At 69.0% G+C, this 23,902-nt stretch carries 24 protein-coding genes; 15 read left to right on the forward strand and 9 right to left on the reverse strand.

All coding sequences use genetic code 11. The features are described from left to right. Nucleotides 1–9 precede the first annotated feature (9 nt). From ACT535_RS22390 to fabI, 3 genes are all read right to left on the reverse strand, one after another. Nucleotides 10–285, reverse strand: a complete 276-nt coding sequence (locus tag ACT535_RS22390) for a hypothetical protein (protein ID WP_168462028.1) — start codon at nt 283–285, stop codon at nt 10–12. A 156-nt stretch (nt 286–441) separates the two neighbouring features. Further along, nucleotides 442–1,815: an NAD(P)H-dependent oxidoreductase gene (locus ACT535_RS22395; RefSeq protein ID WP_476366089.1), complete on the reverse strand. Its 1,374-nt coding sequence runs from the start codon at nt 1,813–1,815 to the stop codon at nt 442–444. Between the two features lie 218 nt (nt 1,816–2,033). Continuing rightward, entirely contained in the window at nt 2,034–2,798 is a 765-nt protein-coding gene (gene fabI, locus ACT535_RS22400) for an enoyl-ACP reductase FabI (RefSeq protein ID WP_476366090.1), read from the reverse strand. A gap of 157 nt (nt 2,799–2,955) precedes the next feature. Here fabI and ACT535_RS22405 point away from each other — a divergent pair, with 157 nt between their 5' ends. Together ACT535_RS22405 and ACT535_RS22410 are read left to right on the forward strand one after the other, a co-directional pair. Further along, the gene (locus ACT535_RS22405; protein WP_476366091.1) at nt 2,956–4,293 is read left to right on the forward strand and encodes an MFS transporter; all 1,338 of its coding nucleotides are present in this window, start codon (nt 2,956–2,958) and stop codon (nt 4,291–4,293) included. Nucleotides 4,294–4,457: 164 nt separating this feature from the next. Further along, complete coding sequence (locus ACT535_RS22410) at nt 4,458–4,709, forward strand: hypothetical protein (protein WP_476366092.1); 252 nt, start codon at nt 4,458–4,460, stop codon at nt 4,707–4,709. Nucleotides 4,710–4,721: 12 nt separating this feature from the next. On the opposite strand, the gene fae is transcribed toward ACT535_RS22410, so the two are convergent. Together fae and ACT535_RS22420 are read right to left on the reverse strand one after the other, a co-directional pair. Then, nucleotides 4,722–5,231 carry a formaldehyde-activating enzyme gene (fae, locus tag ACT535_RS22415; protein ID WP_476366093.1) on the reverse strand — a complete coding sequence of 170 codons (510 nt, stop codon included), beginning with the start codon at nt 5,229–5,231 and terminating at the stop codon, nt 4,722–4,724. A 46-nt stretch (nt 5,232–5,277) separates the two neighbouring features. After that, complete coding sequence (locus ACT535_RS22420) at nt 5,278–6,525, reverse strand: glycoside hydrolase family 2 TIM barrel-domain containing protein (RefSeq protein ID WP_476366094.1); 1,248 nt, start codon at nt 6,523–6,525, stop codon at nt 5,278–5,280. Nucleotides 6,526–6,705: 180 nt separating this feature from the next. Here ACT535_RS22420 and ACT535_RS22425 point away from each other — a divergent pair, with 180 nt between their 5' ends. The 4 genes from ACT535_RS22425 (at nt 6,706) to ACT535_RS22440 (ending at nt 10,391) form a co-directional block, all read left to right on the forward strand. Continuing rightward, nucleotides 6,706–7,626, forward strand: coding sequence for a metallophosphoesterase family protein (locus tag ACT535_RS22425; RefSeq protein WP_476366095.1), 921 nt, complete (start codon nt 6,706–6,708; stop codon nt 7,624–7,626). 153 nt (nt 7,627–7,779) lie between these two features. Continuing rightward, nucleotides 7,780–8,328, forward strand: coding sequence for a Spy/CpxP family protein refolding chaperone (locus ACT535_RS22430; protein WP_168462021.1), 549 nt, complete (start codon nt 7,780–7,782; stop codon nt 8,326–8,328). A gap of 202 nt (nt 8,329–8,530) precedes the next feature. Then, a complete protein-coding gene (locus tag ACT535_RS22435) occupies nt 8,531–9,778 on the forward strand; it encodes an MFS transporter (RefSeq protein ID WP_476328660.1) in 1,248 nt (415 codons plus the stop codon). Nucleotides 9,779–9,899: 121 nt separating this feature from the next. Next, nucleotides 9,900–10,391 (forward strand): hypothetical protein, encoded by a 492-nt coding sequence (locus ACT535_RS22440; RefSeq protein ID WP_476366096.1) that lies wholly within the window; start codon nt 9,900–9,902, stop codon nt 10,389–10,391. Between the two features lie 21 nt (nt 10,392–10,412). On the opposite strand, the gene ACT535_RS22445 is transcribed toward ACT535_RS22440, so the two are convergent. Next, a complete protein-coding gene (locus ACT535_RS22445; RefSeq protein ID WP_168462019.1) occupies nt 10,413–11,327 on the reverse strand; it encodes a LysR family transcriptional regulator in 915 nt (304 codons plus the stop codon). Nucleotides 11,328–11,449: 122 nt separating this feature from the next. Here ACT535_RS22445 and ACT535_RS22450 point away from each other — a divergent pair, with 122 nt between their 5' ends. Then, on the forward strand, nt 11,450–11,878 hold the full coding sequence (locus ACT535_RS22450; protein ID WP_168462018.1) for a DoxX family protein: 429 nt from the start codon (nt 11,450–11,452) through the stop codon (nt 11,876–11,878). Nucleotides 11,879–11,946: 68 nt separating this feature from the next. Here ACT535_RS22450 and ACT535_RS22455 read toward each other — a convergent pair whose 3' ends face one another. Then, complete coding sequence (locus tag ACT535_RS22455; protein ID WP_168462017.1) at nt 11,947–12,954, reverse strand: polyprenyl synthetase family protein; 1,008 nt, start codon at nt 12,952–12,954, stop codon at nt 11,947–11,949. A 125-nt stretch (nt 12,955–13,079) separates the two neighbouring features. On the opposite strand from ACT535_RS22455, the gene ACT535_RS22460 reads away from it, so the two are divergent. The 7 genes from ACT535_RS22460 (at nt 13,080) to ACT535_RS22490 (ending at nt 20,688) form a co-directional block, all read left to right on the forward strand. After that, nucleotides 13,080–13,307 carry a putative signal transducing protein gene (locus tag ACT535_RS22460; RefSeq protein WP_476366097.1) on the forward strand — a complete coding sequence of 76 codons (228 nt, stop codon included), beginning with the start codon at nt 13,080–13,082 and terminating at the stop codon, nt 13,305–13,307. After that, entirely contained in the window at nt 13,297–14,058 is a 762-nt protein-coding gene (locus ACT535_RS22465) for a tRNA1(Val) (adenine(37)-N6)-methyltransferase (protein WP_476366098.1), read from the forward strand. Before ACT535_RS22460 ends, ACT535_RS22465 begins: the two co-directional genes overlap by 11 nt. A 40-nt stretch (nt 14,059–14,098) precedes the next feature. Next, nucleotides 14,099–14,992 carry a S49 family peptidase gene (locus ACT535_RS22470; protein ID WP_476366099.1) on the forward strand — a complete coding sequence of 298 codons (894 nt, stop codon included), beginning with the start codon at nt 14,099–14,101 and terminating at the stop codon, nt 14,990–14,992. 182 nt (nt 14,993–15,174) lie between these two features. Continuing rightward, nucleotides 15,175–16,839 (forward strand): NAD+ synthase, encoded by a 1,665-nt coding sequence (locus ACT535_RS22475; RefSeq protein WP_476366100.1) that lies wholly within the window; start codon nt 15,175–15,177, stop codon nt 16,837–16,839. A 71-nt stretch (nt 16,840–16,910) separates the two neighbouring features. Then, nucleotides 16,911–17,495, forward strand: a complete 585-nt coding sequence (locus ACT535_RS22480; protein ID WP_476366101.1) for a TetR/AcrR family transcriptional regulator — start codon at nt 16,911–16,913, stop codon at nt 17,493–17,495. Between the two features lie 18 nt (nt 17,496–17,513). Next, the gene (locus tag ACT535_RS22485; protein ID WP_476366102.1) at nt 17,514–17,801 is read left to right on the forward strand and encodes a YciI family protein; all 288 of its coding nucleotides are present in this window, start codon (nt 17,514–17,516) and stop codon (nt 17,799–17,801) included. 139 nt (nt 17,802–17,940) lie between these two features. Beyond that, the gene (locus ACT535_RS22490; protein WP_476366103.1) at nt 17,941–20,688 is read left to right on the forward strand and encodes a DUF2339 domain-containing protein; all 2,748 of its coding nucleotides are present in this window, start codon (nt 17,941–17,943) and stop codon (nt 20,686–20,688) included. A gap of 57 nt (nt 20,689–20,745) precedes the next feature. On the opposite strand, the gene ACT535_RS22495 is transcribed toward ACT535_RS22490, so the two are convergent. Together ACT535_RS22495 and ACT535_RS22500 are read right to left on the reverse strand one after the other, a co-directional pair. Beyond that, on the reverse strand, nt 20,746–21,081 hold the full coding sequence (locus ACT535_RS22495) for a YnfA family protein (RefSeq protein WP_168462009.1): 336 nt from the start codon (nt 21,079–21,081) through the stop codon (nt 20,746–20,748). A 22-nt stretch (nt 21,082–21,103) separates the two neighbouring features. Further along, entirely contained in the window at nt 21,104–21,973 is an 870-nt protein-coding gene (locus tag ACT535_RS22500) for a 4-(cytidine 5'-diphospho)-2-C-methyl-D-erythritol kinase (protein ID WP_476366104.1), read from the reverse strand. A 177-nt stretch (nt 21,974–22,150) separates the two neighbouring features. On the opposite strand from ACT535_RS22500, the gene ACT535_RS22505 reads away from it, so the two are divergent. Beyond that, complete coding sequence (locus tag ACT535_RS22505) at nt 22,151–23,890, forward strand: tetratricopeptide repeat protein (RefSeq protein ID WP_168462007.1); 1,740 nt, start codon at nt 22,151–22,153, stop codon at nt 23,888–23,890. Nucleotides 23,891–23,902 lie beyond the last annotated feature (12 nt).

Consider the following 23,902-nt stretch of genomic DNA (forward strand, 5'->3'; position numbering starts at 1 on the left):
CCTTGCCGCTTACTTGCCGCGGGCCAGCCGCGCCGCCTTGCGCTTCGCCATGGTGGCCAGCATGTCGGAGGCGGTGAGGACGATGAGCGCGGTCATCGCCAGCGCAGTCGCCGTCAGCGCATAGATGATGATGAAGGCGTAGCCGAAGAAATAGGTCAGGTACCCGAAGGCGAATACGAGGTTCGCCATGAAGAAATACTTCGCATCGGGCAGCCCGTAGATGGCATCGCGCAGAAGCCAACCGAAGACGGGAACATGAAGCACGGCGCGCGTGGCGGTTCGCATGGGGCAGGGTCCGGTCGCATGGGTCGAGGCTCGTCCCGCAGTGCGGAACCTAGCGATCCTTCGCCGGACATTTGATCTGGATCAATATTCCCATTCGCCGCAGGCGGGCCAAACCGGTGCGGCCTCGCGCCGCGCCGAAGACGGCATGTCTGCCTCTCAGGCTGCTGCGGGGCGCGTGGCGGGGGCGGCGAACGCGCGTTCCATCTCCCGGCGCAGGCGCACGGTATCGCTGTCGGCGATGTCCACGTCCGCCCAGCCGACCACCTCGCCGCGGGCTATGGGGCGGGTGAGGCGCACCTTGTGGGCGAGGCCGATGGGCAGAGCGCCGCGCGCCAGCGAATCCTCCGCCCGCATGATGCGACCCCACACGGTGTAGCCGCCCTCGCCATCCAGCATCTCACCGGAGGCGAGGTCCTTCTTCGCCACGGCCACGGCGTCGGAGAAGAAGCCGATGGGCGCGCCCGTCGCCTCGTTCCTGAGCGCCGCTGCGGCGACGCTGATGCCGAGTTCCAGCCCGATCATGTGGTAGGGCCGGTAGAGCGCCGTGTAACGCCCGCTCGGGTCGGTGGCCATGCCGTATTCGCGGAAGCAGCGGCGGGCATAGTCGCCCCGCGCCGAGGGATCGGCCTCGATCACCACGTAGACGCCCCAGCGCAGATCCCGGAACACCGGTCGTCCATCCCGCTCCAGGCTGGACACCACCTCCACCTGCCCGGCTTCCTCCAGCAGTCCGCCGGCGTCGCGGGGGCGCAGGATGGTGGGCAGGTCGTCCACGCCGCAGGGCGGGAAGAGAAGCCCGTCGCGGGGCGCCTTGAGGCCTGTGGCGTTGGAGATGGCGGCCATTTCGATGGAGGATTTCGTGCCGTCCACGAAGGAGTTGAACATCTGCGGGTTCATCCCGCCGATGGCCGCCTGCTCAGGGGTAAGGCCGATATTGCGCCACACGTCATCCGGCGTGGAGGCGTGGTAGGCGGGCAGATATTTCGTGCCCTTGCCGGCCGCCACGACGGTGAAGCCGCAGGCCTGCGCCCAGTCCACCATCTCGCACACCAGTGCCGGCTGGTCGCCATACGCCGCCGCATAGACGACGCCCGCCTCCGCCGCCTTGCGGGCGATGAGTGGGCCGGCCAGCACGTCCGCCTCCACCGTCACCATCACGATGTGGCGCCGCGCGGCGATGGCGAGGAGCGCATGCCTGAGCCCCGCCGCGGGGCTGCCCGTGGCGTCCACGATCACCTCGATGCCGTCCGCCTTGATGAGCGCCTCGGCATCCTCGGTGAGGACGGTGCGGCCCGTGCGGCGGGCGTCGTCGAAATCGGTCGCGAGGGCATCGTCCACCGGCCAGCCGGTGTTGGCGAGGGCATCCTTCGCCCGGGCGGCGGAGAGGTCGGCGATGCCCATCAGGTGCATGCCCACCGTCGTCCGCACCTGCGACAGGAACATGGAGCCGAACTTGCCGGCACCGATGAGGCCGACGCGCACCGGCCGGCCTTCGGCCGCGCGGGCGCGGAGCTTGGCTGCGAGATTCATGGGGGTCGCTCTCCTTCCTTGCGGAAGCCGGGCGAAGACATGCGCACGCGCGTGCCCGTAAGGCGGGCCGATGCGCTGGAGCGTTCCTCCGTCCGGCCATCGCCGGTTGTCGCGGCCGGATCGTTGCTGTCCGGCCGTGGCGGGTGGGACCCGCAGGTGCAAGGGTAGTGCCCGAATCCGGCAGAGGGAAGCGTCCCGCTGGGGCAGGCCGGGCGTCGTTAGCCGATGATGCTGTAGCCGCCGTCGATCTGGTGGACACCGCCGGTCACGTTGGCGGCCTCGCGGCTGGCGAGGAAGGCGGCGAAAGCCCCCACATCCTCGATGGAGGCAAGGAGGTGGGTCGGCGCCCGCTCGGCAGCCTCGTTCAGCAACTCGTCGAAGTCCTGGATTCCGGAGGCAGCACGCGTCTTCAGCGGGCCGGGGGAGAGGGCATGGACGGAGATGCGCTTCTCGCCCATTTCCGCCGCCGCATAGCGCACCACGGATTCGAGGGCGGATTTCACCGGGCCCATGATGTTGTAATGCTCGACCACCTTCTCGGCCCCGTAGAACGAGACGGTCATGCAGGTGCCGCCTTCGCGCATCAGCGGTTCGGCGAGGCGGATCATGCGCAGGAAGGAATGGACGGAAACGTCCATGGCCTTGGCGAAGCCCTCCGCCGAGCAATCGATCACCCGGCCGTGCAGGTCCTCTTTCGGGCAGAAGGCGATGGAGTGCAGGAGGGTGTCGAGCCGACCCCAGCGGGCCGTGATCTCGGCAAAGACCGCTTCAAGCTGGCCGGGGACGCTCACGTCGAGGGGCAGGATGAGTTCGGCGCCGATGCTTTCGGCGAGCGGGCGGACGTGCGCCTCGGCCCGCTCGTTGAGATAGGTGATGGCGACATCCGCCCCCTGCTCGTGCAGCGCTTTGGCACAGCCCCAGGCGATGGACTGGTCGTTGGCCACGCCCACCACCAGCGCCTTCTGGCCCTTCAGCGAAAACATGGGCAAGCCCCTTTGCGTTGCAGTCGTGCATCTCCTCGCACCCGGCGCGCGACGTCAACATGACGAAAGTCAAACGGACCCAGGTGCCGTCCCTCCTTCGGGCGGTTGACGCCCGCCGTGTCCGCCGCCACAACCCGGCCAGCAGGGGGAGGGGCGCGTGGTGGCGGAGAAGCAGACGGTGGAGGCGCGCGCCTTCGCCAAGGCGGTCCGGCGGCTGATCCCGCTGATGATGGTGCTCTACGTGGTCAGCTTCCTCGACCGCGTGAACGTGGGCTTCGCAGCCCTGACCATGAATGCCGACCTCGGCCTTTCGCCGGAGGTCTATGGCTGGGGCGCCGGCATCTTCTTCTTCGGCTATTTCCTGTTCGAGGTTCCGAGCAACCTGGTGCTGCAGAAGGTGGGCGCGCGGCTGTGGATCTGCCGCATCATGGTGACGTGGGGCATGATCTCGGCGGCGACCGCCTTTGTGACGGGCGCGACCGGCTTCTTCATTGCCCGCTTCCTGCTCGGCGCCGCCGAGGCCGGCTTCCTGCCGGGCATGATCCTCTATCTCGGCTACTGGTTCCCGCTCTCGGTGCGGGCGCGCTACGTGGCGCTGTTCATGGCGGCGGTGCCGATCTCCAGCGCGCTGGGGGCGCCGCTGTCGGCCTGGATTCTCGACACTCACGGGCTCCTCGGGCTCGCCGGGTGGCAGTGGCTGTTCATCATCGAGGGCCTGCCGGCGGTGGCGCTCGGCCTGGTGGTGCTCGCCCTGCTGCCGGATGGCCCGGAACAGGCCCGGTGGCTGTCGGCTGAGGAGAAGGCCGCCATCGCCGCGCGTCTCGCCGCTGACCATGCCGCCCATGATGCGGCGCACCAGGCACATCCCGCCGGCACCCACGAGGCTCTGCTGCCGGCGCTGAAGGATGCACGGGTCGTCGTGCTCGGCCTCGTCTATCTCGGCCTCGTGGTGGGGCTCTATGGCATCGGCCTGTGGCTGCCGCAGATCGTGCGCGCCATGGGCTATTCCACCCACGAGGTGGGACTGATCCTCATCATTCCCTATGCGCTGAGCGCCCTCGCCATGCTCGCCGTGGGCCGCCACAGCGACCGGCGCGGTGAACGGGTGCTGCATGTGGCGGTTCCGGCCATCGCCGGAGCGGCCGGGCTGGCCGCCAGCGTGGTGGCGCCCACGCACATGGCGGCCATCGCCGCCATCTCGCTCGCCTCCATGGGCATCTATGCGTCGCTGGGGCCGTTCTGGTCCGTGCCGCCGCAGTTCCTCCGCGGCACGGCGGCGGCGGCCGGCATCGCGCTCATCAATTCGGTGGGCAACCTCGGCGGCTTCGCCGGGCCCTATCTCGTTGGATTCGTGCGGGAGGCGACCGGCCGCTTCGACGTCGGTTTCATGGCGCTGGCGGCCATCGTGTTCGCCGGCGCGATGCTGATGCTCGCTTTTCGGGCACAACTCGGACCTTCGCTGCAGTGCAATGACGCTGCGGCAAGAAAAATTTAGCCAGCAGCGTCTCCGCCTGATGAAGAGGTGAAGCTTTTCTGCTTTACTCTCATTCCAAATGACCGCCGGACAGTCGGCGGCGCGGGAGGAACATCGTGGCATTTCAATCGAAGGGTCGGTCGCGCCCGCCCTCTGCGGGCCCTGCGGGGGGGCCTCTGGGGCAGTTGACAGCACATAGCCAGCTGGCCGCGCAAAGCATGGCGGCCCGGGACGCGGGCGCGCGGGAGCGCGCCTCGGTGATGATCGTGGCCATGGCCTGTTCGTTCTCCGGGCTCGTGGTGGGGCTCGGTCTCGCCGCAGCGCATTGGACCGGCTTGGCCTTCATGTCCGGCGCCGTAATCGCCGGCACGGGCGCTTGGTTCGCCCGCGGGCTCGCCCTTGACCTGTCGCAGGAGAACGGCGACGGCGCACAGTAGCTCGTCCTGCGGTCAGTCAACAGCGAGCGGGTGACGCGCCGTATCACGGCGCGTTACGGCCTCCACCGGGCTCGGTGCCCCGCTGACCGCCCGGGTGATGGCGAGGCGTGTTGCCTCGTGGTTGAAGGCCTGGATGCGCGCATCGTCGCTGGCATCCCAGTGGATGAACACCCCGACGCAGATGAAGATGTCGTCGGCCTCTTCCACGGGGATGATGCCGTCCGCCACGCAGTCCGCCACCGCCTTGGCGACCGCATATTGCGCCGGCCCGAACATCTGCACCGCCTGGCGGGCATCCTTGATCGTCACCTTGTTGAACAGAACGGTGGCGGGTTTCACCATCAGATTGGGCTCGACCACAGCGAGCAGCGCGGTGAATCCGTCCTTGTTGTTGGTGAGGGCGTTGACGAAGGCGATCTCGGCCGAGGAACCGCGCGGACCCATGATGAGGTCGATGTGCGCCACCTCGTTGCCGTCGCCCACCAGGGCCTCTCCCACCAGAAGACGGTCGATCCTGGGCATGAAATCCTCCGCAAAATGCTGTGCTGAAAAGGCGTTTTGAAAAGATCTACTGGACTTCGAAAGGGATGTTGCCGGTGGCCGCCGCGCCGCGCCCGTCGCGCAGGGTCACGAATACGCGGTAGCGGCCGGGCGGCAGGCCGAAGATGCGCACGCCGGTCGGCGCGGCGTCGTGCAGCCCCTCGGGGAAGCTCGGCGGCACCGGCTCGGGATCGCCGCCGACGCTGCGCGCGGTGGTCTCGGCCATGATCTGCCATTCGGCCTTGAGCGGGTCACCATCGGGATCGGTGGCGGCGAGGCGTACCACGGTCTGCCCGTCGGTGGGGAAGCGGGCGGGGCCGACGAGGGAGAGCGCGAGGATGCGTGGCGCCCGGTTGGGGCCGCCGGGCACCTTCCCGCCCCACAAATCGGCCATCACCTCCACCGTCTCCGTCCATTCGCCGGTGGGCAGCAGCAGCGAATAATAGGAGGGCGTCACCTCCTGCTTCTGCCCCCACAGGAAGGGCATGGCACCGACCCCCGCCTGCTTGGCGGTCATCAGGTAGCGCCGCACGCGCGTGGCCTTGTCCGAGGAGGTGGGCTCCATGGGCGCCCCCCACGGGGCCTTCGGGGCGTCCCAATGGCCCTGCGCGCCCAGCTCGGTGAGAATGATGGGGCCTGTCCAGCCCTGAGCCCGCGCCCGGCCGGCGGCGGTGAGAAGGCCGTCGCCATAGCCGTTGATGCCGAGCACGTCGATGTCCGGCGCGTTGTCCTTGAGGATGGCGGCCTTGTCCTGGCCCACCTCGGCCAGCACCGCCATGGTCGGATGCTGGCCGTCGAGCGTCTTGACGAGACGCGCAGCCTCCTCGATGGCCGGCCAGACGGCCTGGGCCTCCTCCGGCTGAAGCTCGACCTCCACTTCGTTGCCGATCCCCCACATGAGCAGCGCCGGATGGGTGCGGTAGCGCTCGACCATGTGGCGCAGGGCGTCGAGCTGGGCCGTCACCGCGCCGCGATCGGCATAATTGAAGCCGAGGCGCGGATGGGCGAGCCAGAAGCCGACGATGACCTTCAGCCCCGCCCGCTGCGCCGCATCCAGAATTTCGCCGGGCTCCTGCCCGTAGGTCCGGATGGTATTGGCGCCGAGGGCCTTCAACTCCGGAAAGCGCGCCTCTCCGCTGGCGCCGAGGGGAATGAAGGGCTTGCCATCCACCAGGATCTCGGTTCCGCGCACCGCCACCTGGGAGGCTTTGGCCTGCCGCACGAGGGCAGGGGAGAGGACCAGCGCAAGAAGCAGGAGGACGAAAACGTGACGCACGGACTTCACTCGCCATTGGCCTGAGGACATCGACGCATTGCAGCATGCAGGGTGCGGGATGGCTTCGGCAACATCAACCGATCTGGGCCGCGCGCCTTGCCGCATCGCACGCGGGAACCGGAGCGGGGGCGGCGCGATCTGCTATAAGCGCCGCATTCCCGCCGCACCAAGGTCCGCCTCATGCCCGTGATCGCCCACCTCTCAGACCCGCATCTCGGCCCGATCCCGGAGGCGCGCGTCTCCGAGCTTCTGGGCAAGCGCTTCTTCGGGATGATGAACTGGATCGGCGCGCGGCGACGCAATTTCGGCGCATCGACGCTGGCGCCCCTGACGGCAGACCTCCTCGCCCAGCAGCCAGACCATATCTGCGTCACCGGCGACCTCGTGAACGTCAGCCTGCCGGCCGAGTTCGACACCGGCGCCACCTTCCTCGCCTCCCTCGGGCCGCCCGCGCAGGTGAGCGTGGTGCCGGGGAACCACGACGCCTATGTCCGCTCGGCCATGCACTACCACCTGGAGCATTGGGCCCCGTTTCTCGCGGGCGATGACAGCCATCCCCATACGCCGGTGGACGTGGATTCATTCCCTTACGTCAGGCGACGCGGCGAGGTGGCGGTGGTGGGCGTGTCCACGGCCATCCCCACGGCCGTGTTCCTCGCCAGCGGGAAGGCGGGGCGGGCGCAGCTCGGCCGGCTTTCGGCGCTGCTGGAGCAACTGAAGGCGGAAGGGCTGTTCCGGGTGGTGATGATCCACCATCCCCCGGTCGGCGAACGCCCCTTCCACCGCGACCTGCGCGATGCGGAGGAGGTGCGCGCGGTGCTGGCACAGGCGGGAGCGGAGCTGGTGCTCCACGGGCACGACCACCGCGCCTCCCTCGGCTACATCCCTTCCGCGGGCGGTCCCATTCCGGTGGTGGGCGTGCCCTCCGCTTCGGCCGGGCCGCAGGATGAGCGCGGCGCTGGCGGATATTGCCTTTACCGTATCTCGGGCGGCCCGGGGGCCTGGCGCTGCGAAATGGAACGGCGCGGTTACGCGAGGGATTCGGAGGGTATTTCGACCCTCGGAACGCAAATACTATTCGAGCCTGGCGCCGTTGCCTGAAAGTTGTGGCAGAATGTGGGGCGTGTCGTGACGTAAGTCGCACGAATAATCTATTTGCAACAACTTGTATCAAGATGTCTATTACCGAAGTTTAAGTTGCCCGGCGTGGGGTTGGGGACGATGCTTCCTTCGTCCCTGAAGGAGGACCCACGAATGAAACGCGCTCTTTTTGCCGCAACCGCCGCTGCGCTGATCGCCGGTTCCGCGGCCACCTACGCCGCCAATACCAACGCGGCGGGGGATGCGCCGCACCGCTGGCAGCCGACCGCCGAGGATCGCGCCATCCTCACCGACGCCCGCATCGTCTCTCTCAAGACCGCGCTGAAGCTGACTCCCGACCAGGAGAAGCTGTGGCCGGGCGTGGAGCAGACCCTGAAGTCCGTGGCGAAGGAGGCGGCCCAGCGCCGCGAGCAGATGGCCGCCGACGGCAAGGCCGCCCGCGAGGCGCGGCAGGCCGGCACGCCCGCCGATCCCATCGCCCGGATGCGCGCGGCCGCCGACCGCATGGACGCCCGTGCCGCCGATCTGCGCAAGATCGCCGATGCGGCGGACCCGCTCTACAAGACCCTGGACACCGCGCAGAAGCAGCGCCTCAACATGGTGCTGCACCAGCAGTTCCGGGGCATGGGCGGTGGCATGGGCGGCGGCTGGCATCACGGCCCGCATGGCGGTCCCAACGCCGATGGCCCGCGTCGCGGCTGACCGGCGCGCGACTGAGACCGGATCTGGCGGGGCGGCTTCGGCCGCTCCGCCTTTCCATTTCTCGGAGGTAGTGAGAGGCCGATTCATGAGAGCGGCTCATGGGCCCGTTGACGATTATTGATTTTCCAAAGGACGTTGGCTGCTCGTAGAATGGGATCAACGTGCACCGCCCGTGTGCATCTCCCAACGCGAGACGACCCCGATGTCCGCCCCGACCTCCCCGCCCGCCGCCTCCGGCCGGAGCGGCGCTGTTCCAGCCATTCTCATTCTCATTGCCGGCTCGGCGGTGGCCCTGCTCACCTTCGGGCCGCGCTCGGTGTTCGGCCTGTTCCTGCTGCCCATGTCGCAAGAGTTCGGCTGGGGCCGCGACGTGTTCGGCTTTGCCGTCGCCATCCAGAACCTCTTGTGGGGCGTGGGCTCGCCCTTCGCCGGGGCGCTGGCGGATCGCTTCGGTACGGTCAGGGTGCTGTGCTGTGGCGCGCTCATCTATGCGGCCGGCCTCGCGCTGATGGCCTATGCGACGACGCCCGGCCTGCTGCACCTGTCGGCCGGCGTGCTCATCGGCTTCGGCCTGTCGGCGGCTTCGTTCAACCTGGTGCTGGCGGCGTTCGGAAAGCTGCTCCCCAACGAATGGAAGTCGCTCGGCTTCGGCCTTGCCACCGCGGCCGGCTCGTTCGGCCAGTTCCTGTTCCCGCCGCTCACCCGCGGGCTGATGGACACCATCGGCTGGCACGAGACGCTGTTGGTGTTCGGCGCCTCGCTGCTCATCGTGCTGCCCTTCTCGCTGGCGCTGGCCACCCGCCCGGCGGCACCGTCTGCGGCCGGCGCAGCTCAGGCGCCGCAGCAGACCATCGGCGCGGCCCTGAACGAGGCGCTGAGGCATCCGAGCTATGTGCTGCTGGTGCTCGGCTTCTTCACCTGCGGCTTCCAGCTTGCTTTCGTCACCGTCCACATGCCGGCCTTCCTGGTGGACAAGGGCATGAGTCTGTCGGTGGGCGCCTACACGCTGGCGCTGATCGGCCTGTTCAACATCCTCGGCTCGCTGACCGCCGGCTACCTCTCCAACCGCATGTCGCGCAAGGTGCTGCTTTCGCTCATCTATGCCGGGCGCGGCATCGCCATCGCGGCATTCATCCTGTCGCCGATCACGGCCACGAGCTGCTACGTGTTCGGCGCCGCCATGGGCTTCCTGTGGCTATCCACCGTGCCGCCCACCTCGGGCCTCGTAATGCTCATGTTCGGCACGCGCTACATGGCCATGCTCTACGGCTTCGCGTTCTTCTCCCACCAGGTGGGCGGCTTCCTCGGCGTCTATCTCGGCGGCGAGATCTATGAGGCGACCAAGAGCTACGACTGGGTGTGGTGGCTCTCCGTCGCGCTCTCCTTTGCCTCCGCAGCCATCAATCTGCCCATAAGAGAACGTCCTGTTCATCGGCCGGTAACCGTCTGAGCGCGACTCTGGGAACACGGTGCCGGAAGATTCGGCACCGTGCGCACGGCGCCGGTGTTCCCTGACTGTTCCCGCCCTTGACAACAACCGGTGGTGTCTGCGCAACGTGAACGAAGATCAAATGGACAATCGCGAACAAGCCATGCGCAGCATCGTCGTCGCGGCCTTGGGCTTTGCCGCTTTCCTGCCCGCCGCGCTGGCATCGGCTCCCGCCGCCGCCCAGCAGCAGCTCTCGGCTGACCAGGCGCGCGAGTTCGTGGTCGGGCGCACCTTCTCGTTCACCTGCTTTGAAGGCTCCAAGGGCGCCGGGCGTGTCTATGCCGATGGCTCCGTCGCCGGGATGATTACCCTGCGCGACGCGCCGCCGCGCTTTGTGCGCCTGCCGCCCAACACGCTGCGCGTGCGCGGCGAGAACGTCTGCGGCTTCGTGAAGGGCATGACCTTCGAGCCCTGCTTCGATCTGGTGAAGACCGGGCAGAACTCCTTCCGCGGCTCGCTCGCCGGCATCCAGACCATGTGGTGCGAATTCGTTGGCACCAGCGGCGACGGCCAGCAGGTGGCCTCGCGCCGCTCCAAGTCCCGTCGCGGCCCGGCTGAAGCTTCCGCCGACTGAGGCTTGCCTTACCGCGGCTCCTCAGCCCACGGCCGCCGCGGGCTGGTCCTCGACGCCCTCGATCCGCCCCCGGAGCTTGCCGATCTCGCGGCCCGCGTGCTCCATGAAGGTGCGCACCCGCGCCGTTGCCTTGATGTCGGGATGGGTGAGCAGCCACAGACCTGACTCCAGCTCCGCCTGCCGCCCCATCAGCTGAACGAGCCCCGGCGTGACCGCGGCGATGAAGCAGGGCAGCAGCGCCAGACCCATGCCCGCCGCCGCAGCTTCGGCAAGGCCGAGCACGGTATTCACCCGATAGATGATCTTCTCCTCGCCCACCCGCTCGCGCAGCCATTTGGCGGGTTTGATGGCGCCGAGATTGTCGGAGAAGCCGATCCAGTCGTGGCGCCTCAGGTCCGCCGGATCGAGGGGGCCGGAAATGTCCTGCGCCGCGCTGCCGTAGATGCCCCAGGCGATGGAGGCCATGCGCCGACCCACCAGCGTGTCGCCCGGCCGGTCGCTGGCGCGGATGGCGACGTCCGCGTCGCGCTTCGAGAGGCTGAGCGACTGGTTGGATATCACCACGTCCAGGCGGATTTCCGGATAAGCCTGCCGGAACGAAGCGAAGATGGGCGTGAGCATGTGGACCAGCAGCGTGTCGTTGGTGGTCACGCGCAGTTCGCCGGAGGGACGCAGGTCCTGACCCGTGATGCGGCGCTCGACCGCCAGCACCTCGTCGGCCATGTGCTCGGCGAGGCGCACCATCTCCTCGCCCATGGGGGTCGGCACGTAGCCAGCCCGTGCCCGCTCGAACAGCCGGGCACCCAATTGCTGCTCCAGCGTGCCGAGGCGGCGGAAGACGGTGGAGTGGTTGACAGCCAATTGCTCGGCGGCGCCAGCCAAAGAGCCGGTTTCGGCGATGGCCCGGACCAGCCGGAAATCGTCCCACGGTATCATGGAGCGGCAACCCTCGGGAAAGTGATTTGCGTCGATGCAAACTCGATCAGGATTTGATGAGTATGGCCGTGCATGAGCGCGAAAGCTAGATGTGGTGCCACCTTAAACCGGAGTTCACTCCCATGGTTGACACCCGCACCGCCCCCTATGGCCTCTTCATCCTCCGCCTTGCCCTCGGCATCATGTGGCTCTCGCACGGCCTGATGAAGATCTTTATCTTCACCGTCCCCGGCTTCGCCGGCTTCCTGTCCAGCAAGATGGGCCTGCCCGGCGCCCTCGCCCTTCCCTTCATCGCCGTGGAAATCGTCGGCGGACTGCTGCTGATCGGCGGGGTCTATGCCCGGCAGGTCGCCATCCTGCTCATTCCGATGATGCTCGGCGCGCTCAGCTATCACCTGCCCAACGGCTGGGTCTTCTCGGCCCCCGGCGGCGGCTGGGAATATCCCGCCTTCCTCATCGTGGGCCAGATCGTGCTGGCGCTGGCCGGCGAAGGCGCCTTCGCGGTGAAGCCCGCCGCGCTGCTGCCCACCCGCCGCACCGCCATCGCCTGATCTCGGCGACACAACAAAAAGGCCGGCTCCGCGAGGAGCCGGCCTTTTTGCGTGAACGGTCCGCGCCCTCAGTGGGCGCGGGAGAGGCAGAAGTCCACGGCCTCCATCAGCGCCGCCTTGGCCGGGCCAGCGGGGAAGAGGGCGAGGGCATCCTTTGCGATGGCGCCATAATGGCGGGCGCGCTCCACCGTATCGGAAATGGCCCGGTGCTTGGTCATCAGCCCGATGGCCTGGTCGAGGTCGGCGTCGCTCGCCTCGCTGTTTTCCAGGCACCGCTGCCAGAACGCGCGTTCCTTCTCGTCGCCGCGGCGGAAGGCGAGCAGCACTGGCAGGGTGATCTTCCCCTCGCGGAAATCGTCGCCCACGTTCTTGCCGAGCTTGGCCTGCGAACCGCCGTAGTCCAGCGCGTCGTCCACCAGCTGGAAGGCGATGCCGAGATTCATGCCATAGGAGCGGCAGGCCGCCTGCTCGGCCTTCGGCCGCTGGGCGAGAACGGCCCCCACCTCGCAGGCGGCAGCGAACAGCTCGGCGGTCTTGCCGCGGATGACGGCGAGATAGTCGTCCTCGGAGGTGGCGGTGTTCTTGGCGGCGGCGAGCTGCATCACCTCGCCCTCGGCGATGACGCAGGCGGCCGTGGACAGGATGTCGAGGCAGGTCATGGAGCCCACCTCCACCATCATCTTGAACGCCTGGCCGAGCAGGAAGTCGCCCACCAGCACGCTCGCCTCGTTGCCCCAGAGCTTGCGCGCGGCGAGCTTGCCGCGGCGCATGTCGCTCTCGTCCACCACATCGTCGTGGAGCAGGGTAGCGGTGTGCATGAACTCCACGGAGGCGGCGAGCTTCACATGGCCCTCGCCCCGGTAGCCGGCAAGCGCGGCGCAGGCGAGCGTCAGCATGGGCCGCAAGCGCTTGCCGCCGGAGGAGATGAGGTGGTTCGCCACCTCGGGAATCATGGCCACGTCGGAGCCGGTCCGCGCCAGGATGACGGCGTTGACCCGCTCCATGTCCGTCTTCACCAAGGCGACCAGCGCCTCGAGCGACGGCTCGTTGGGCTCGAACGGAAGGACGACGGCCAAGAAACGCTCCCGCTTGTCAATCTTTGGGGCGCACCATAGGGATGCGGACGGGTCCCGTGCAAGCTTTGGCCGCCGGCCTTCGGCTGCACCGGGCGCGCACGTCGCCGCGATCGGAGGTCTTTACGATGCAGGAGATGGTGCGGACCAACGATCTCGTGCTGCTCGGCGCCATCGAGGCGCTGCTCACGGCGGCCGATGTCGGTCACATGGTCGCGGATGCCCATATGAGTGTCCTGGAAGGCTCCATCGGGGTTTTTCCGCGCCGCCTGCTGGTTGTGGACGAGGATGTAGCGCGTGCCCGCCGCCTGCTGGTGGAGGCGGGATTCGGCGCGGCCCTACGCGATGCCGACTGAAGCTTCCGCCTTTTCCACCGACAGCGTGCTGGGTGGAAAATTGACGCTACGGCAGCTGGTTTCCGGCCACCGAGTCGGCCACGACGCGCTTCTGCTCGCGGCTTTCGCGCCGGCTGACCGGGGCGTCGCCGTGGACCTGGGGACGGGAGTGGGCAGCGCCGGCCTCGCCTTCCTCGCCCGTGTGCCGGGTGCGCGCGCGACGCTGGTGGAGATCGATCCGGCCCTGGCTGCGCTGGCAGCGGAAAATGCGGCCCTCAACGGCTTCGACACGCGGGCGCAGGTGGTGGTGGCGGATGTGGCCACCCTCGGCCGGCCCTCGGGCCCGCCGTGGCCGGAGAAAGGCGCCGCCGACCTTGCGCTCGCCAATCCACCGTTCAACGCCGACGCCCGCCACCGCACGTCACCCGATGCGGCCCGCGCCCGCGCCCACATGGCGGATGCCGACCTGCTCTCGGAATGGGTGCGCGCCGCCGACCGCTGCCTCGGCGCGCGGGGCGTGCTCTGCCTCATCCATCGGCCTGAGGCGCTGGCGGAGATTCTCGCCGCGCTGGCCAGGGGGTTCGGTGCGGTGGAGATTTTGCCCGTCCATCCGCGTCCCGACCGGCCGGCGGTGCGGCTGCTCATAAGGGCGGTGAAGGGGCGGCGCACGCCCCCCGCGCTCCTGCCCGGCCTCGTGCTCGCTGGGGCGGACGGCGCACCAACGCCGCAGGCCGAGGCGGTGCTGCGCGACGGCAGGGCGTTGCGCCCTTGAGGGCGCGATCCCTTGTGTAGGGTGGCGCCTTGAGGGCGCCATGGGGAGGCCCTACATCTCGGGCATGGCCGAACTTCTTTCCTCCCTGTCGCGCCGCGCTCGCGGTCTCCTTCCCAGAAAATGGCGCACGGATGCGCCCGTGGTGCCGGTGGTGCGGCTCTCCGGCCCCATCGGCATGTCCTCGCCCTTCTCGCGCGGCATGTCGCTCGCCAGCACCGCGCAGGCGCTGGAGAAGGCCTTCGGCATGAAGGACGCGCCCGCCGTGGCGCTGCTCATCAATTCGCCGGGCGGCTCGCCGGTGCAGTCCCACCTCATCTTCCGGCGCATCCGCGCGCTGGCGGAGGAGAAGGAGAAGCACGTCTTCGCCTTCATCGAGGATGCGGCGGCCTCGGGCGGCTACATGATCGCCTGCGCGGCGGACGAGATCTTTGCCGATCCCTGCTCCATCGTCGGCTCCATCGGCGTGGTGACGGCCGGCTTCGGCTTCGACCGGGCCATCGAGAAGCTGGGCATCGAGCGGCGCGTCTACACCGCGGGCGCGCGCAAGGTGACGCTCGACCCCTTCCGCCCCACCCAGCCGGAGGACGTGGAGCGGCTCGACCAATTGCTCAAGGAACTGCACACGGTGTTCGCCGACCTGGTGAAGTCGCGCCGCGGCGATGCGCTGATGGGGGATGACGAGACGCTGTTCTCCGGCGAGTTCTGGCTGGGGACGCAGGCCGTGGGCCTCGGCCTCGTGGATGGCCTCGGCGACGTGCGCGGCATCCTGAAAGCCCGCTACGGGACGGACGTCACCCTGAAGCTGGTGCAGGGCTCCTCCGGCTTCCTGCCGAAACGCCCCACGGGCTTTGCCGGCGCCCTCGCCCGCGAGGCCGCGCTGGGCGCTGCCGCGGCGGTGGAGGAACGCGCCCTGTGGAGCCGGCTGGGGATGTAGGCGCGCGCGGGCCGCATCGAACCGCTGCGTGGCCCTGCGCTGTGCCGCGCGTGGACACGCGAGCCACCTGTTGCTTGCCTGGATACCGGCGCGCCCGCCTCTTTGCTGATTGATAAGGCAGAACCGGCGCTTGCCGGTTTCTTGCCCTTTCGCCTTGTCCGGGGCGAGGTTACACCCGACGGATGACCGAGCCCGCCGATACCCTCCGCATCGCCATAGCCCAGCTCAACCCCACCGTCGGCGATGTCTCCGGCAACCTCGCCATTGCCCGCCGGACACGGACGATGGCGGGCGAGGCGGGGGCCGACCTCGTGGTGTTTCCGGAGCTCTTCATCTCGGGCTACCCGGTCGAGGATCTGGTGCTGAAGCCGGCGTTCCTTGCCGCCTGCCAGGAGGCGGTGGAGGCGCTGGCCGCCGAAACCGCCACCGGCGCCGCCGTGCTCATCGGCGCGCCGTGGGTGGAGGAGGGGCAGCTCTTCAATTCCGTGCTCTTGCTGGAGGCGGGGAAAATCTCCGCCGTGCGGCACAAGGTCGATCTGCCGAATTATGGTGTGTTCGACGAGAAGCGCGTGTTCGTCGCGGGGCCTCTGCCGGGACCGATCCCGTTCAAGGGCGTGCGCCTTGGCGTGCCCATCTGCGAGGACATCTGGGGCCCGGACGTGGTGGAATGCCTCGCCGAGACGGGCGCGGAAATCCTCATCGTGCCAAACGGCTCGCCCTATCGCCGCTCGGTCTACGCGGAGCGCGAGAACACGGTCGTCGCGCGCGTGGTGGAAAGCCACCTCCCGCTGCTCTACGTGAACCAGGCGGGCGGGCAGGACGAACTGGTGTTCGATGGCGCCTCCTTCGTCCTCAATTCCGATCGCTTCCCCGCCTTGCAGTTTCCGAGCTTCGTCGAGCGCGTGCGTCTTTCCAGATGGCGGCGGTTCGAGGATGGCTGGCGCTGTGTCGGCGGCAATCTAGTGGAGCCCCTCCAGGGCGATCAGGCGGACTACGCTGCCTGCGTCCTCGGCCTTCGGGATTATGTGAACAAGAACGGCTTTCCCGGGGTGGTGCTTGGCCTTTCGGGCGGCATCGATTCCGCCTTGTGCGCGGCCATGGCGGTGGATGCCCTGGGGCCGGAGCGGGTGCGCTGCCTGATGCTGCCCTATCGCTTCACGTCGGAAGACAGCCTCAGGGACGCCGCCGCGGTGGCCGAGGCGCTGGGGGTAAGTTACGAGGTCGTGCCCATCGCGCCTGCGGTGGAGGGGCTGGAAGCGGTGCTGGCGCCCCTGTTCGAGGGGACCGCGCGTGACGTGACCGAGGAAAATCTCCAGGCCCGCGTGCGCGGGACGATCCTCATGTCCGTCTCCAACAAATTCGGCGCCATGGTGCTGACAACGGGCAACAAATCCGAATTGTCCACGGGTTACGCCACGCTTTATGGCGACATGAACGGCGGCTTCAATCCCATCAAGGATCTCTACAAGACCGAAGTCTTGCGCCTCGCTCGCCTGCGCAACCGCTGGAAGCCGGCGGAGGCGCTGGGGCCGGACGGGACCGTCATCCCCGACCGCCTCATCGACAAGCCGCCGAGCGCGGAGCTGCGCGAGGACCAGAAGGACGAGGACGCGCTGCCGCCCTACGGCGTCCTCGACACCATCCTCGCCCGGCTGGTGGAGGGAGAAAGCGCGGTGGACGAGATCGTCGCCGACGGCTTCGACCCCGCCACCGTGGCGCGCGTGGCGCGCCTGCTGGTGGGCGCCGAATACAAGCGCCGGCAGGCCGCGCCGGGCGTGAAGGTGACCGGCCGCAACTTCGGCCGCGACCGCCGCTATCCCATCACCAACCGCTTCCGCGAGGACTAGGACGGCGAACTTGACGGCCCTAGGTCAGATGTCCTACATCTCGCATTAGGACATTCGACCTAGGATTTTCCATGCCTGCGAGCGACACCCGTGCCGCCATCGTCGAGGCGGCGGACCGGCTGTTCTACGAGGCCGGCTTCGCGTCCACCTCGTTCGCGGACATCGCTGCCGCGGTGAAGCTCTCGCGCGGCAATTTCTATTATCATTTCAAGAGTAAGGACGAGATCCTCGCCGCCGTGATCGCGCTGCGGCTCGAGCGCACCCGGCAGATGCTGGAGCGATGGGAGGACGATGGGGCGGATGCGGAGGCGCGCATCCTGAGCTTCATCGGCATGCTCATCGCCAACCGCGCCAAGATCATGCGTTTCGGCTGTCCGGTTGGCACGCTCTGCAACGAACTCGCCAAGCTCGACCATGCCGCGGGCGCCGACGCCGCACGGCTCTTCACCCTGTTCCGTGACTGGCTCGCCCGCCAATTCCGCGCGCTTGGGCACAGCGGGGAGGAGGCCGACCGCCTCGCCATGCACCTCCTCGCCCGCAGCCAGGGGGTGGCGACCCTCGCCAGTTCCATCGGTGACGCGGCCTTCATCGACGCCGAGGTCGCCGAGATGCACAGCTTCGTCATCGCCCATCGCCGGCCCGCCGCCCACGCCTGAACAGACAAGGGGGAAACCATGTTCGTCGTCCTGCTCCGCTTCGCCGCCAACCGCGCCGCTGCCCCCAGCCTGATGGAGGGGCACAATGCCTGGCTCCGGAAGGGCTTCGACGAGGGGAGCTTCCTGCTCGCGGGCGGCATTGAGCCCAAGGCCGGCGGCGCCATCCTCGCCACCGCCGCCTCCCGAGCCGAGGTAGAGGCGCGGGTCGCAGAAGATCCCTTCGTCGCCGAGGGCGTGGTGGCGGCGGAGATCATCGAGATCGCGCCGGGCCGCACGGACCCGCGGCTCGCCTTCCTCGCCGCCTGAGTGCGCGAGGGAGGCGCAATCCTACCGCCCTCCCGTTCTTTCAGATTTTTCTTTTCCTTGTGCGGACTTAGCCGGAGGTGTCTAGCCACGGGGCGGCTCTGACGTTACGGTTGCGCCTGATACAACCGGGCTGGTCGCGATGGATGAGTGGGCGCTTCTCGTTCTGGTGGTTCTCGCCTTTCCGGTGATGGCCTTGGTGGGTTTCATCATGGCGCTGAAGAGCCGGGGCCGCATTCGCGTGCTGGAGGCGCGGGTCGCGGCGCTGGAGGCTCAAGCAGGGCTGGCGCCTGCCGCTGCGGCCGTTCCAGCCTGGACCCACACGCCACCGGCCGCCGTGCCGCAGGCGAAGGAAAGTCCTCTGGCGCGCCTCGCACGGCCGCCCGCGCCGATCGATGCGGGAAGCGAGCCGCCCGCTGCGCTGCCGCCTCTGTTTCCCGCGCCCGAGGCGGATACCCCGGCCGCTCCCCCCGCACCGCCCCCGCCTGCCATCGATGCCGCCAAGCTCAAGGAGCGGCTCGCCGGCTTCGAGGAGAAGGTCGGCGCGCGCTGGGCGGTGTGGGTCGGCGGCCTTGCTTTGGCGCTGGGCGGCGTGTTCCTCGTGCGCTTCGCGGTGGAGCAGGATCTGATCGGGCCGGGGATGCGCGTCAGCCTCGGCCTGTTGCTGGCGCTCTTCCTGCTCGGAGCTGGCGAATGGCTGCGCCGTCGCGAGGGCAAGGACCCGGCCGCGCCCATCACCAGCCTGCGCGGGCTGGTGCCTGATGTGCCGAGCGTGCTCACTGCCGCGGGCACCATGACCGCCTTCGGCAGCATCTTCGCGGCCTATGAGCTTTATCACCTCATCCCGCCGCAGGCCGCCTTCCTGCTGCTCGCCGCCACCGGCGTCGCCACGCTTCTCGCGGCGCTGCTGCATGGGCCGGCGCTGGGCGCGCTGGGCTTCGTCGGCGCGGCGCTGACGCCGTTCCTCGTCACCACCAGCGAGCCCAACGCCTGGGGCGTGGCGCTGCTCATCGCCGTGGTCGGGGCGAGTGCATTGGGTGTCGCGCGAATCCGCCGCTGGCGGGGGCTCGCGCTCCTCGCCATCGCCGGCATGGTGGCCTGGGGCCTCACCCTGATCGCCTTCGAGGTGCCGCAGGCGGTGACCGCCTCCGGCGCGCTCGGCCTCGTGCTGCTGGCGCTCACCGCCGCGCTTCTGGCGCCGGGACTGCTGTGGGGGCCGGAGGCGGGCGAACGGCCCGAGCCGGTCTCCATCCTCGGGGCCGTGGGTGCGCTTGCGGTCACGGCGGCTGCTGCGGTGGACGGGAACGTCGCGGCCGGCCCGCTGGCCGTGTTCGTCGTGGGTGCCGTCGGCGTGCTCGCACTTGCGTGGCGGGTGCGGCCGATGACCTTCGCGACCTTCGCGGTGGCGCTGCTGGCCCCCGCCATCCTCACCCAATGGGTGTTCCCGCCCGATGCCGGCTCCACCCTCGCGCCCGCCGGCCCCATGGCCGGGGCGGTGGCGGAGCCGGAGCACCTATCCATCGGCCATTTCATGGTGTTCGCCTTCGCCATGGGCGCGCTGATGCTGTCGGCCGGCGCGCTCGGCGCCTTGCGGGGTGGACGCAGCCGCACGGTGCTCGGCTGGGCGGTCACGGCAACGGTCGGCCCGGTGCTCATGCTGATCGCCGCCTATGCGCGGCTCACGGAGCTGGAGCGCAGCCTGCCCTTCGCGGCGCTGGCGCTGGCGCTGGCGTTCCTCTTCACCCTCGGGGCGGAACGGCTCTTGAACGCCGCGCGCACCCACGCCGCCACCGTGTTCGCCGCGGCCGGCGTGGTGAGCCTGTCGCTGGCGCTCACCTTCGCACTGGAGAAGGGCTGGCTCACGGTGAGCCTCGCGCTGGCCGCCTGCGGCGTCGCCTGGGTTTCCACCATCCGCCCGCTGCCGGGGCTGCGGCAGTTCTCGGCGGCCCTCGGGGTCGTGGTGCTGTCGCGCATCATCTGGCTGCCCACCATCGCCGTCGAGCCGGGCCAGACGCCCATCCTCAACTGGCTGCTGTGGGGCTATGGCGTGCCGGCCCTCGCCTTCGCCGGCGCGGCCTGGTTCCTCGCCAAAGGAAAGGATGACTGGGCGCGGCGGGTGCATGAGTGCCTCGCCCTCATCTTCGCCATGCTGCTGGCGGCCACCGAGGTGCGCCACCTCGCCCATGGGGGCGATATCTATGCCGTCGGAACGCGGCTGTTCGAGACCGGCCTGCTGGCGGTGGTCTATGGCGCCTATGCGGTGGGGCTCTCGCGCCTCGCCAACGTCACCGGGCGCGGCTTCTACCGGCTGTTCTCGGACATCGTCGCGGCCGCGGCGACGGTCTGCGCCCTCAACGGCCTGTTCGAGACCAACCCGTTCACCACGGGCGAAGCCGTCGGCGGTCCGGTGTTCAACGATCTCCTCATCGCCTACGCGATTCCGGCGGGCCTCGCCGTGGCCTTCGCCGCGACCCAGCCAGAGGCGCGGCCCCGGGTGCGGACGACGGCGCGGGTGATCGCCGGCGTGCTGGCGCTGGCTTACGTCACGCTGGAGGTGAGCCGCCTGTTCCAGGGGCCGGTGCTGGCGGGCGACGCCATCTCCTCCGGCGAATGGTATGCGTGGTCGGCGGCATGGCTGGTGTTCGGCATGGTGCTGCTGGCCCTCGGCCTGTGGCGCGGCTCGCGCACCCTGCGCCTTGCCTCGGCCGCCGTGATGGTGGCGACCGTGCTCAAGGTCTTCCTTTCCGACATGGCGGACCTCGAAGGCGTGCTGCGCGCCGTCTCCTTCATCGGCCTCGGGCTGGTGCTGGTGGCCATGGGCTGGGTCTACCAGCGCCTGCTGGCGCGGGAGAAGGTGGCGGCGGCGCCGGAGGCACCGCCTCCGGCATGATGCGTTGCCTCGCTCAAGCGCCGCGCGGGCTTTGACCCGTGCCCATATTGTGCTCCCTCAGCCGCGCGGGCCGAACACGATCACCGCCGCCCCCGCGAGGCACAGCAGCGCGCCGGCCGCGTCCCAGCGGTCGGGCCGCACGCCCTCGACGCTCCACAGCCACGCCAGCGAGGCGATGATGTAGATGCCGCCATAAGCGGCAAAGGCGCGGCCCGCGGCTTCCGAGTCCACAAAGGTCAGCGCCCAGGCGAAGGCTGAAAGGCTCAAAAGTCCCGCCGCCAGCCAGAGCGGCGTCACGCCGTGGCGCACCACCTGCCAGAAAGCGAAGCAGCCGGCGATCTCGCACACGGCGGCGATCACGAAGGCGATGAGCGTCGACAGCGGCAGCGCCATGGCTTTCACCTTCCCGGCAGGGTCATCGCAGGATGGTGGGCTTCACCCACCAGCCGGGCTCCTCGGCAAGCACCCGCCGTGCCAGCGCGGCCGCGCCGCGGCAGTCGTCGGTCAGCGCGAAGACCGTGGCGCCCGAGCCGGACATGCGCACCAGCCGCGCCTCTGGTTGGATCGCGAGGCGGTCGATGACCGCCGCGATCTGCGGCGCCACCGTAACGGCGGGCGGCTCCAGATCGTTGGGCACGGCGGCGATGGCGGCGATCAGCTCCGCACGGCCAGTGGGCAAAAGGACAGGCAGGGACGGCCCGTCGAACGCGGCGCCGGGTGCAAGGGCGAGCTGGCGGAACACGGCGGCAGTGGGCACCGCCACGCCGCAATTCACCAGCACCCCCGCGAGCGGCGGCAAAGCGAGGGGCGGGGAGAGCAAATCCCCGACTCCTTCCATCAGCCGGGCCCGCGGATCAAGGCACACCGGCACGTCGGACCCCGTAGCGCGGGCTGCGGCGAACAGGCGCGGGTCATCGGGGGCGAGGCCGTTGAGACGGGCCAGCAGCCGCAGCGCGGCCGCGGCATCGGACGAGCCGCCGCCGAGCCCCGCCGCCACCGGAAGCCGCTTCTCCAGAAGAAAATGGCCAAGCTGTGCCCCGGGCACCTGGGCGGCGAAGGCGTGGGCCGCGCGCAGCACCAGATTGTCCGCGTCCGGCCCCGCTGCCGCAGCGGTACGGCCCTTCACCGCGAGGGATGGCGCAGCGTCAGGCGTGAGCGAGAGGAGATCCGCGGCGCCGGAAAAGACCACGAGACTCGCGAGATCGTGAAACCCGTCCGTGCGCCGTCCGACGATGCGCAAGGTCAGGTTGATCTTCGCCGGGGCGCGCGTGCGCAAGGTTTCCATGGCCGGCTTATGCCGCGCCGCACACGCCGCCGCAACCGGCCCTTGGGAACACCGGCGATTCATGACTCCCACGTAACTTGCGGTGCCACAGGAAAGCCGCCATCCTCCCGCCATCTCGCCCCGCTTGGATTTCGCGCTATTCCGCCCGCAGGGCCCGGCTTTCAGGACAGATCATCGGTGACGACACGACGCCCCACCTTCTCCGCGGCCCTGGCGGCCGGCCTTGCTGCGGTGCTCACTCTGTCGCCGGGCCTCGCCCGGGCCGAGGCTGTGCCTGATTTCGATACGTCGCTGGCCGGCAATTACCTCGCCGCCCGGCTGGCGAGCACCGAGCGCGACCAGGACGCGGCCGTCGTCTATCTGCGCAACCTGATGAAGCTCGATGCGCGCAACGAGGAGATCCTGGAGCGGACCTTCTTCGCCATGCTCATGGACGGCCAGATCGACGACGCGATGAAGCTCGCCGATCGGCTGGTGAAGATCGACCGCACCCATCGCGTCGCCCGCCTGGCGCTCGCGGTGCGTTCGATCAAGAAGGGCCATTACCAGACCGCGCGCACCAACCTCGCACTCTCGGTGCGCGGTCCCATCGGCGATCTCACCGCCACGCTGCTGGCCGCCTGGACCTTCTTCGGCTCCGGCAACACCAAGGGCGCGGTGGAGCTGATCGACCGGCTCGAGGGACCGGACTGGTACGCGCCCATGAAGGAGCTGCACGCCGGTCTCATCCTCGACGCCGCCGGGCAGAAGAAGGAGGCCGGACGCCGGCTGGAAGCGGCCATGAAGGCCGATCCCGGCTCCCTGCGCGCCATCGATGCCTATGCCCGCTGGGCTTCGCGCAACGACAATACCGAGGCGGCGCTCGCCGCCTATGCCGCATTCGATAGGCAGCTTCCGAACCACCCCATCGTCCTTGCGGCGATCAAGGAGCTGAAGGCCGGCAAGCAATTGCCGCCGCTGGTGAAGACCGCGCAGGAAGGCTCCTCCGAGGTGCTCTACGGCCTCGGCGCGACGCTCGGCCGGCAGGGCGGCGAGGATCTCGCCCTCGTCTATCTCCAGCTCGCCATCTGGCTCTATCCCGAGCATCCGTTCGCCAGCCTGACGCTGGCCGACCTCTACGAGCAGCTGAAGCAGCCGGCGAAGGCCATCGAGGTCTACGAGACCGTGCCGGACTCCTCGCCGCTCAAGCGCAACGCGCAGGTGCAGCTCGCGGTCAACCTCGACGCCACGGACCACGACAAGGAAGCCCGCGCGCAGCTGGAGAAGATGATCGCGGCCGACCCGAAGGACATCGAGGCCATCATCGCGCTGGGCAAGATCCAGCAGACGCGCAAGATGTTCTCCGAGTGCGCCGGCACCTATTCCAAGGCCATCGCCCTCATTCCCCAGCCCTCGCGCAACAACTGGGCCCTGTTCTACTTCCGCGGGGTCTGCAACGAGCGCTCCAAGAACTGGCCGGCTGCCGAGGCGGACCTGAAGAAGGCGCTGGAGCTCAATCCCGATCAGCCCCACGTTCTGAACTATCTCGGCTATTCGTGGGTGGACCAGGGGATCAACCTGGACCAGGGCGTCGACATGATCCGCAAGGCGGTGAAGCTGCGGCCCGACGACGGTCCCATCGTGGATAGCCTGGGCTGGGCCTACTACAAGCTCGGCCGCTACGACGAGGCCGTGGTGCAGCTTGAGCGCGCCATCGAGCTGATGCCGCAGGATCCGGTCATCAACGACCACCTCGGCGACGCCTACTGGAAGGTTGGCCGCAAGCTCGAGGCCGGTTTCCAGTGGAACCACGCCCGCGACCTGAAGCCCGAACCCGACGACCTCGCCAAGATCGTGCAGAAGATCGACAAGGGACTCGATTCGGTCGATCAGCCCGCGCCGGTCCGCAAGGCCGAGGAGCAGCAGAAGGGCGGTTGAGCCCTTCCGCGG

This window comes from Xanthobacter sp. DMC12 (assembly GCF_056314105.1).

Excerpts from the sequence above, each read along its gene's own strand:
- ACT535_RS22465 (WP_476366098.1), top strand. The coding sequence starts at position 13,297 with ATGCCGACTGAAGCTTCCGCCTTTTCCACCGACAGCGTGCTGGGTGGA.
- ACT535_RS22460 (WP_476366097.1), top strand. The coding sequence starts at position 13,080 with ATGCAGGAGATGGTGCGGACCAACGATCTCGTGCTGCTCGGCGCCATC.
- ACT535_RS22425 (WP_476366095.1), top strand. The coding sequence starts at position 6,706 with ATGCCCGTGATCGCCCACCTCTCAGACCCGCATCTCGGCCCGATCCCG.
- ACT535_RS22390 (WP_168462028.1), bottom strand. The coding sequence starts at position 285 with ATGCGAACCGCCACGCGCGCCGTGCTTCATGTTCCCGTCTTCGGTTGG.
- ACT535_RS22485 (WP_476366102.1), top strand. The coding sequence starts at position 17,514 with ATGTTCGTCGTCCTGCTCCGCTTCGCCGCCAACCGCGCCGCTGCCCCC.
- ACT535_RS22500 (WP_476366104.1), bottom strand. The coding sequence starts at position 21,973 with ATGGAAACCTTGCGCACGCGCGCCCCGGCGAAGATCAACCTGACCTTG.
- ACT535_RS22490 (WP_476366103.1), top strand. The coding sequence starts at position 17,941 with ATGGATGAGTGGGCGCTTCTCGTTCTGGTGGTTCTCGCCTTTCCGGTG.
- ACT535_RS22440 (WP_476366096.1), top strand. The coding sequence starts at position 9,900 with ATGGACAATCGCGAACAAGCCATGCGCAGCATCGTCGTCGCGGCCTTG.
- ACT535_RS22435 (WP_476328660.1), top strand. The coding sequence starts at position 8,531 with ATGTCCGCCCCGACCTCCCCGCCCGCCGCCTCCGGCCGGAGCGGCGCT.
- ACT535_RS22445 (WP_168462019.1), bottom strand. The coding sequence starts at position 11,327 with ATGATACCGTGGGACGATTTCCGGCTGGTCCGGGCCATCGCCGAAACC.
- ACT535_RS22450 (WP_168462018.1), top strand. The coding sequence starts at position 11,450 with ATGGTTGACACCCGCACCGCCCCCTATGGCCTCTTCATCCTCCGCCTT.
- ACT535_RS22475 (WP_476366100.1), top strand. The coding sequence starts at position 15,175 with ATGACCGAGCCCGCCGATACCCTCCGCATCGCCATAGCCCAGCTCAAC.
- ACT535_RS22430 (WP_168462021.1), top strand. The coding sequence starts at position 7,780 with ATGAAACGCGCTCTTTTTGCCGCAACCGCCGCTGCGCTGATCGCCGGT.
- ACT535_RS22480 (WP_476366101.1), top strand. The coding sequence starts at position 16,911 with ATGCCTGCGAGCGACACCCGTGCCGCCATCGTCGAGGCGGCGGACCGG.
- ACT535_RS22495 (WP_168462009.1), bottom strand. The coding sequence starts at position 21,081 with ATGGCGCTGCCGCTGTCGACGCTCATCGCCTTCGTGATCGCCGCCGTG.
- ACT535_RS22395 (WP_476366089.1), bottom strand. The coding sequence starts at position 1,815 with ATGAATCTCGCAGCCAAGCTCCGCGCCCGCGCGGCCGAAGGCCGGCCG.
- fae (WP_476366093.1), bottom strand. The coding sequence starts at position 5,231 with ATGCCCAGGATCGACCGTCTTCTGGTGGGAGAGGCCCTGGTGGGCGAC.
- ACT535_RS22470 (WP_476366099.1), top strand. The coding sequence starts at position 14,099 with ATGGGGAGGCCCTACATCTCGGGCATGGCCGAACTTCTTTCCTCCCTG.
- fabI (WP_476366090.1), bottom strand. The coding sequence starts at position 2,798 with ATGTTTTCGCTGAAGGGCCAGAAGGCGCTGGTGGTGGGCGTGGCCAAC.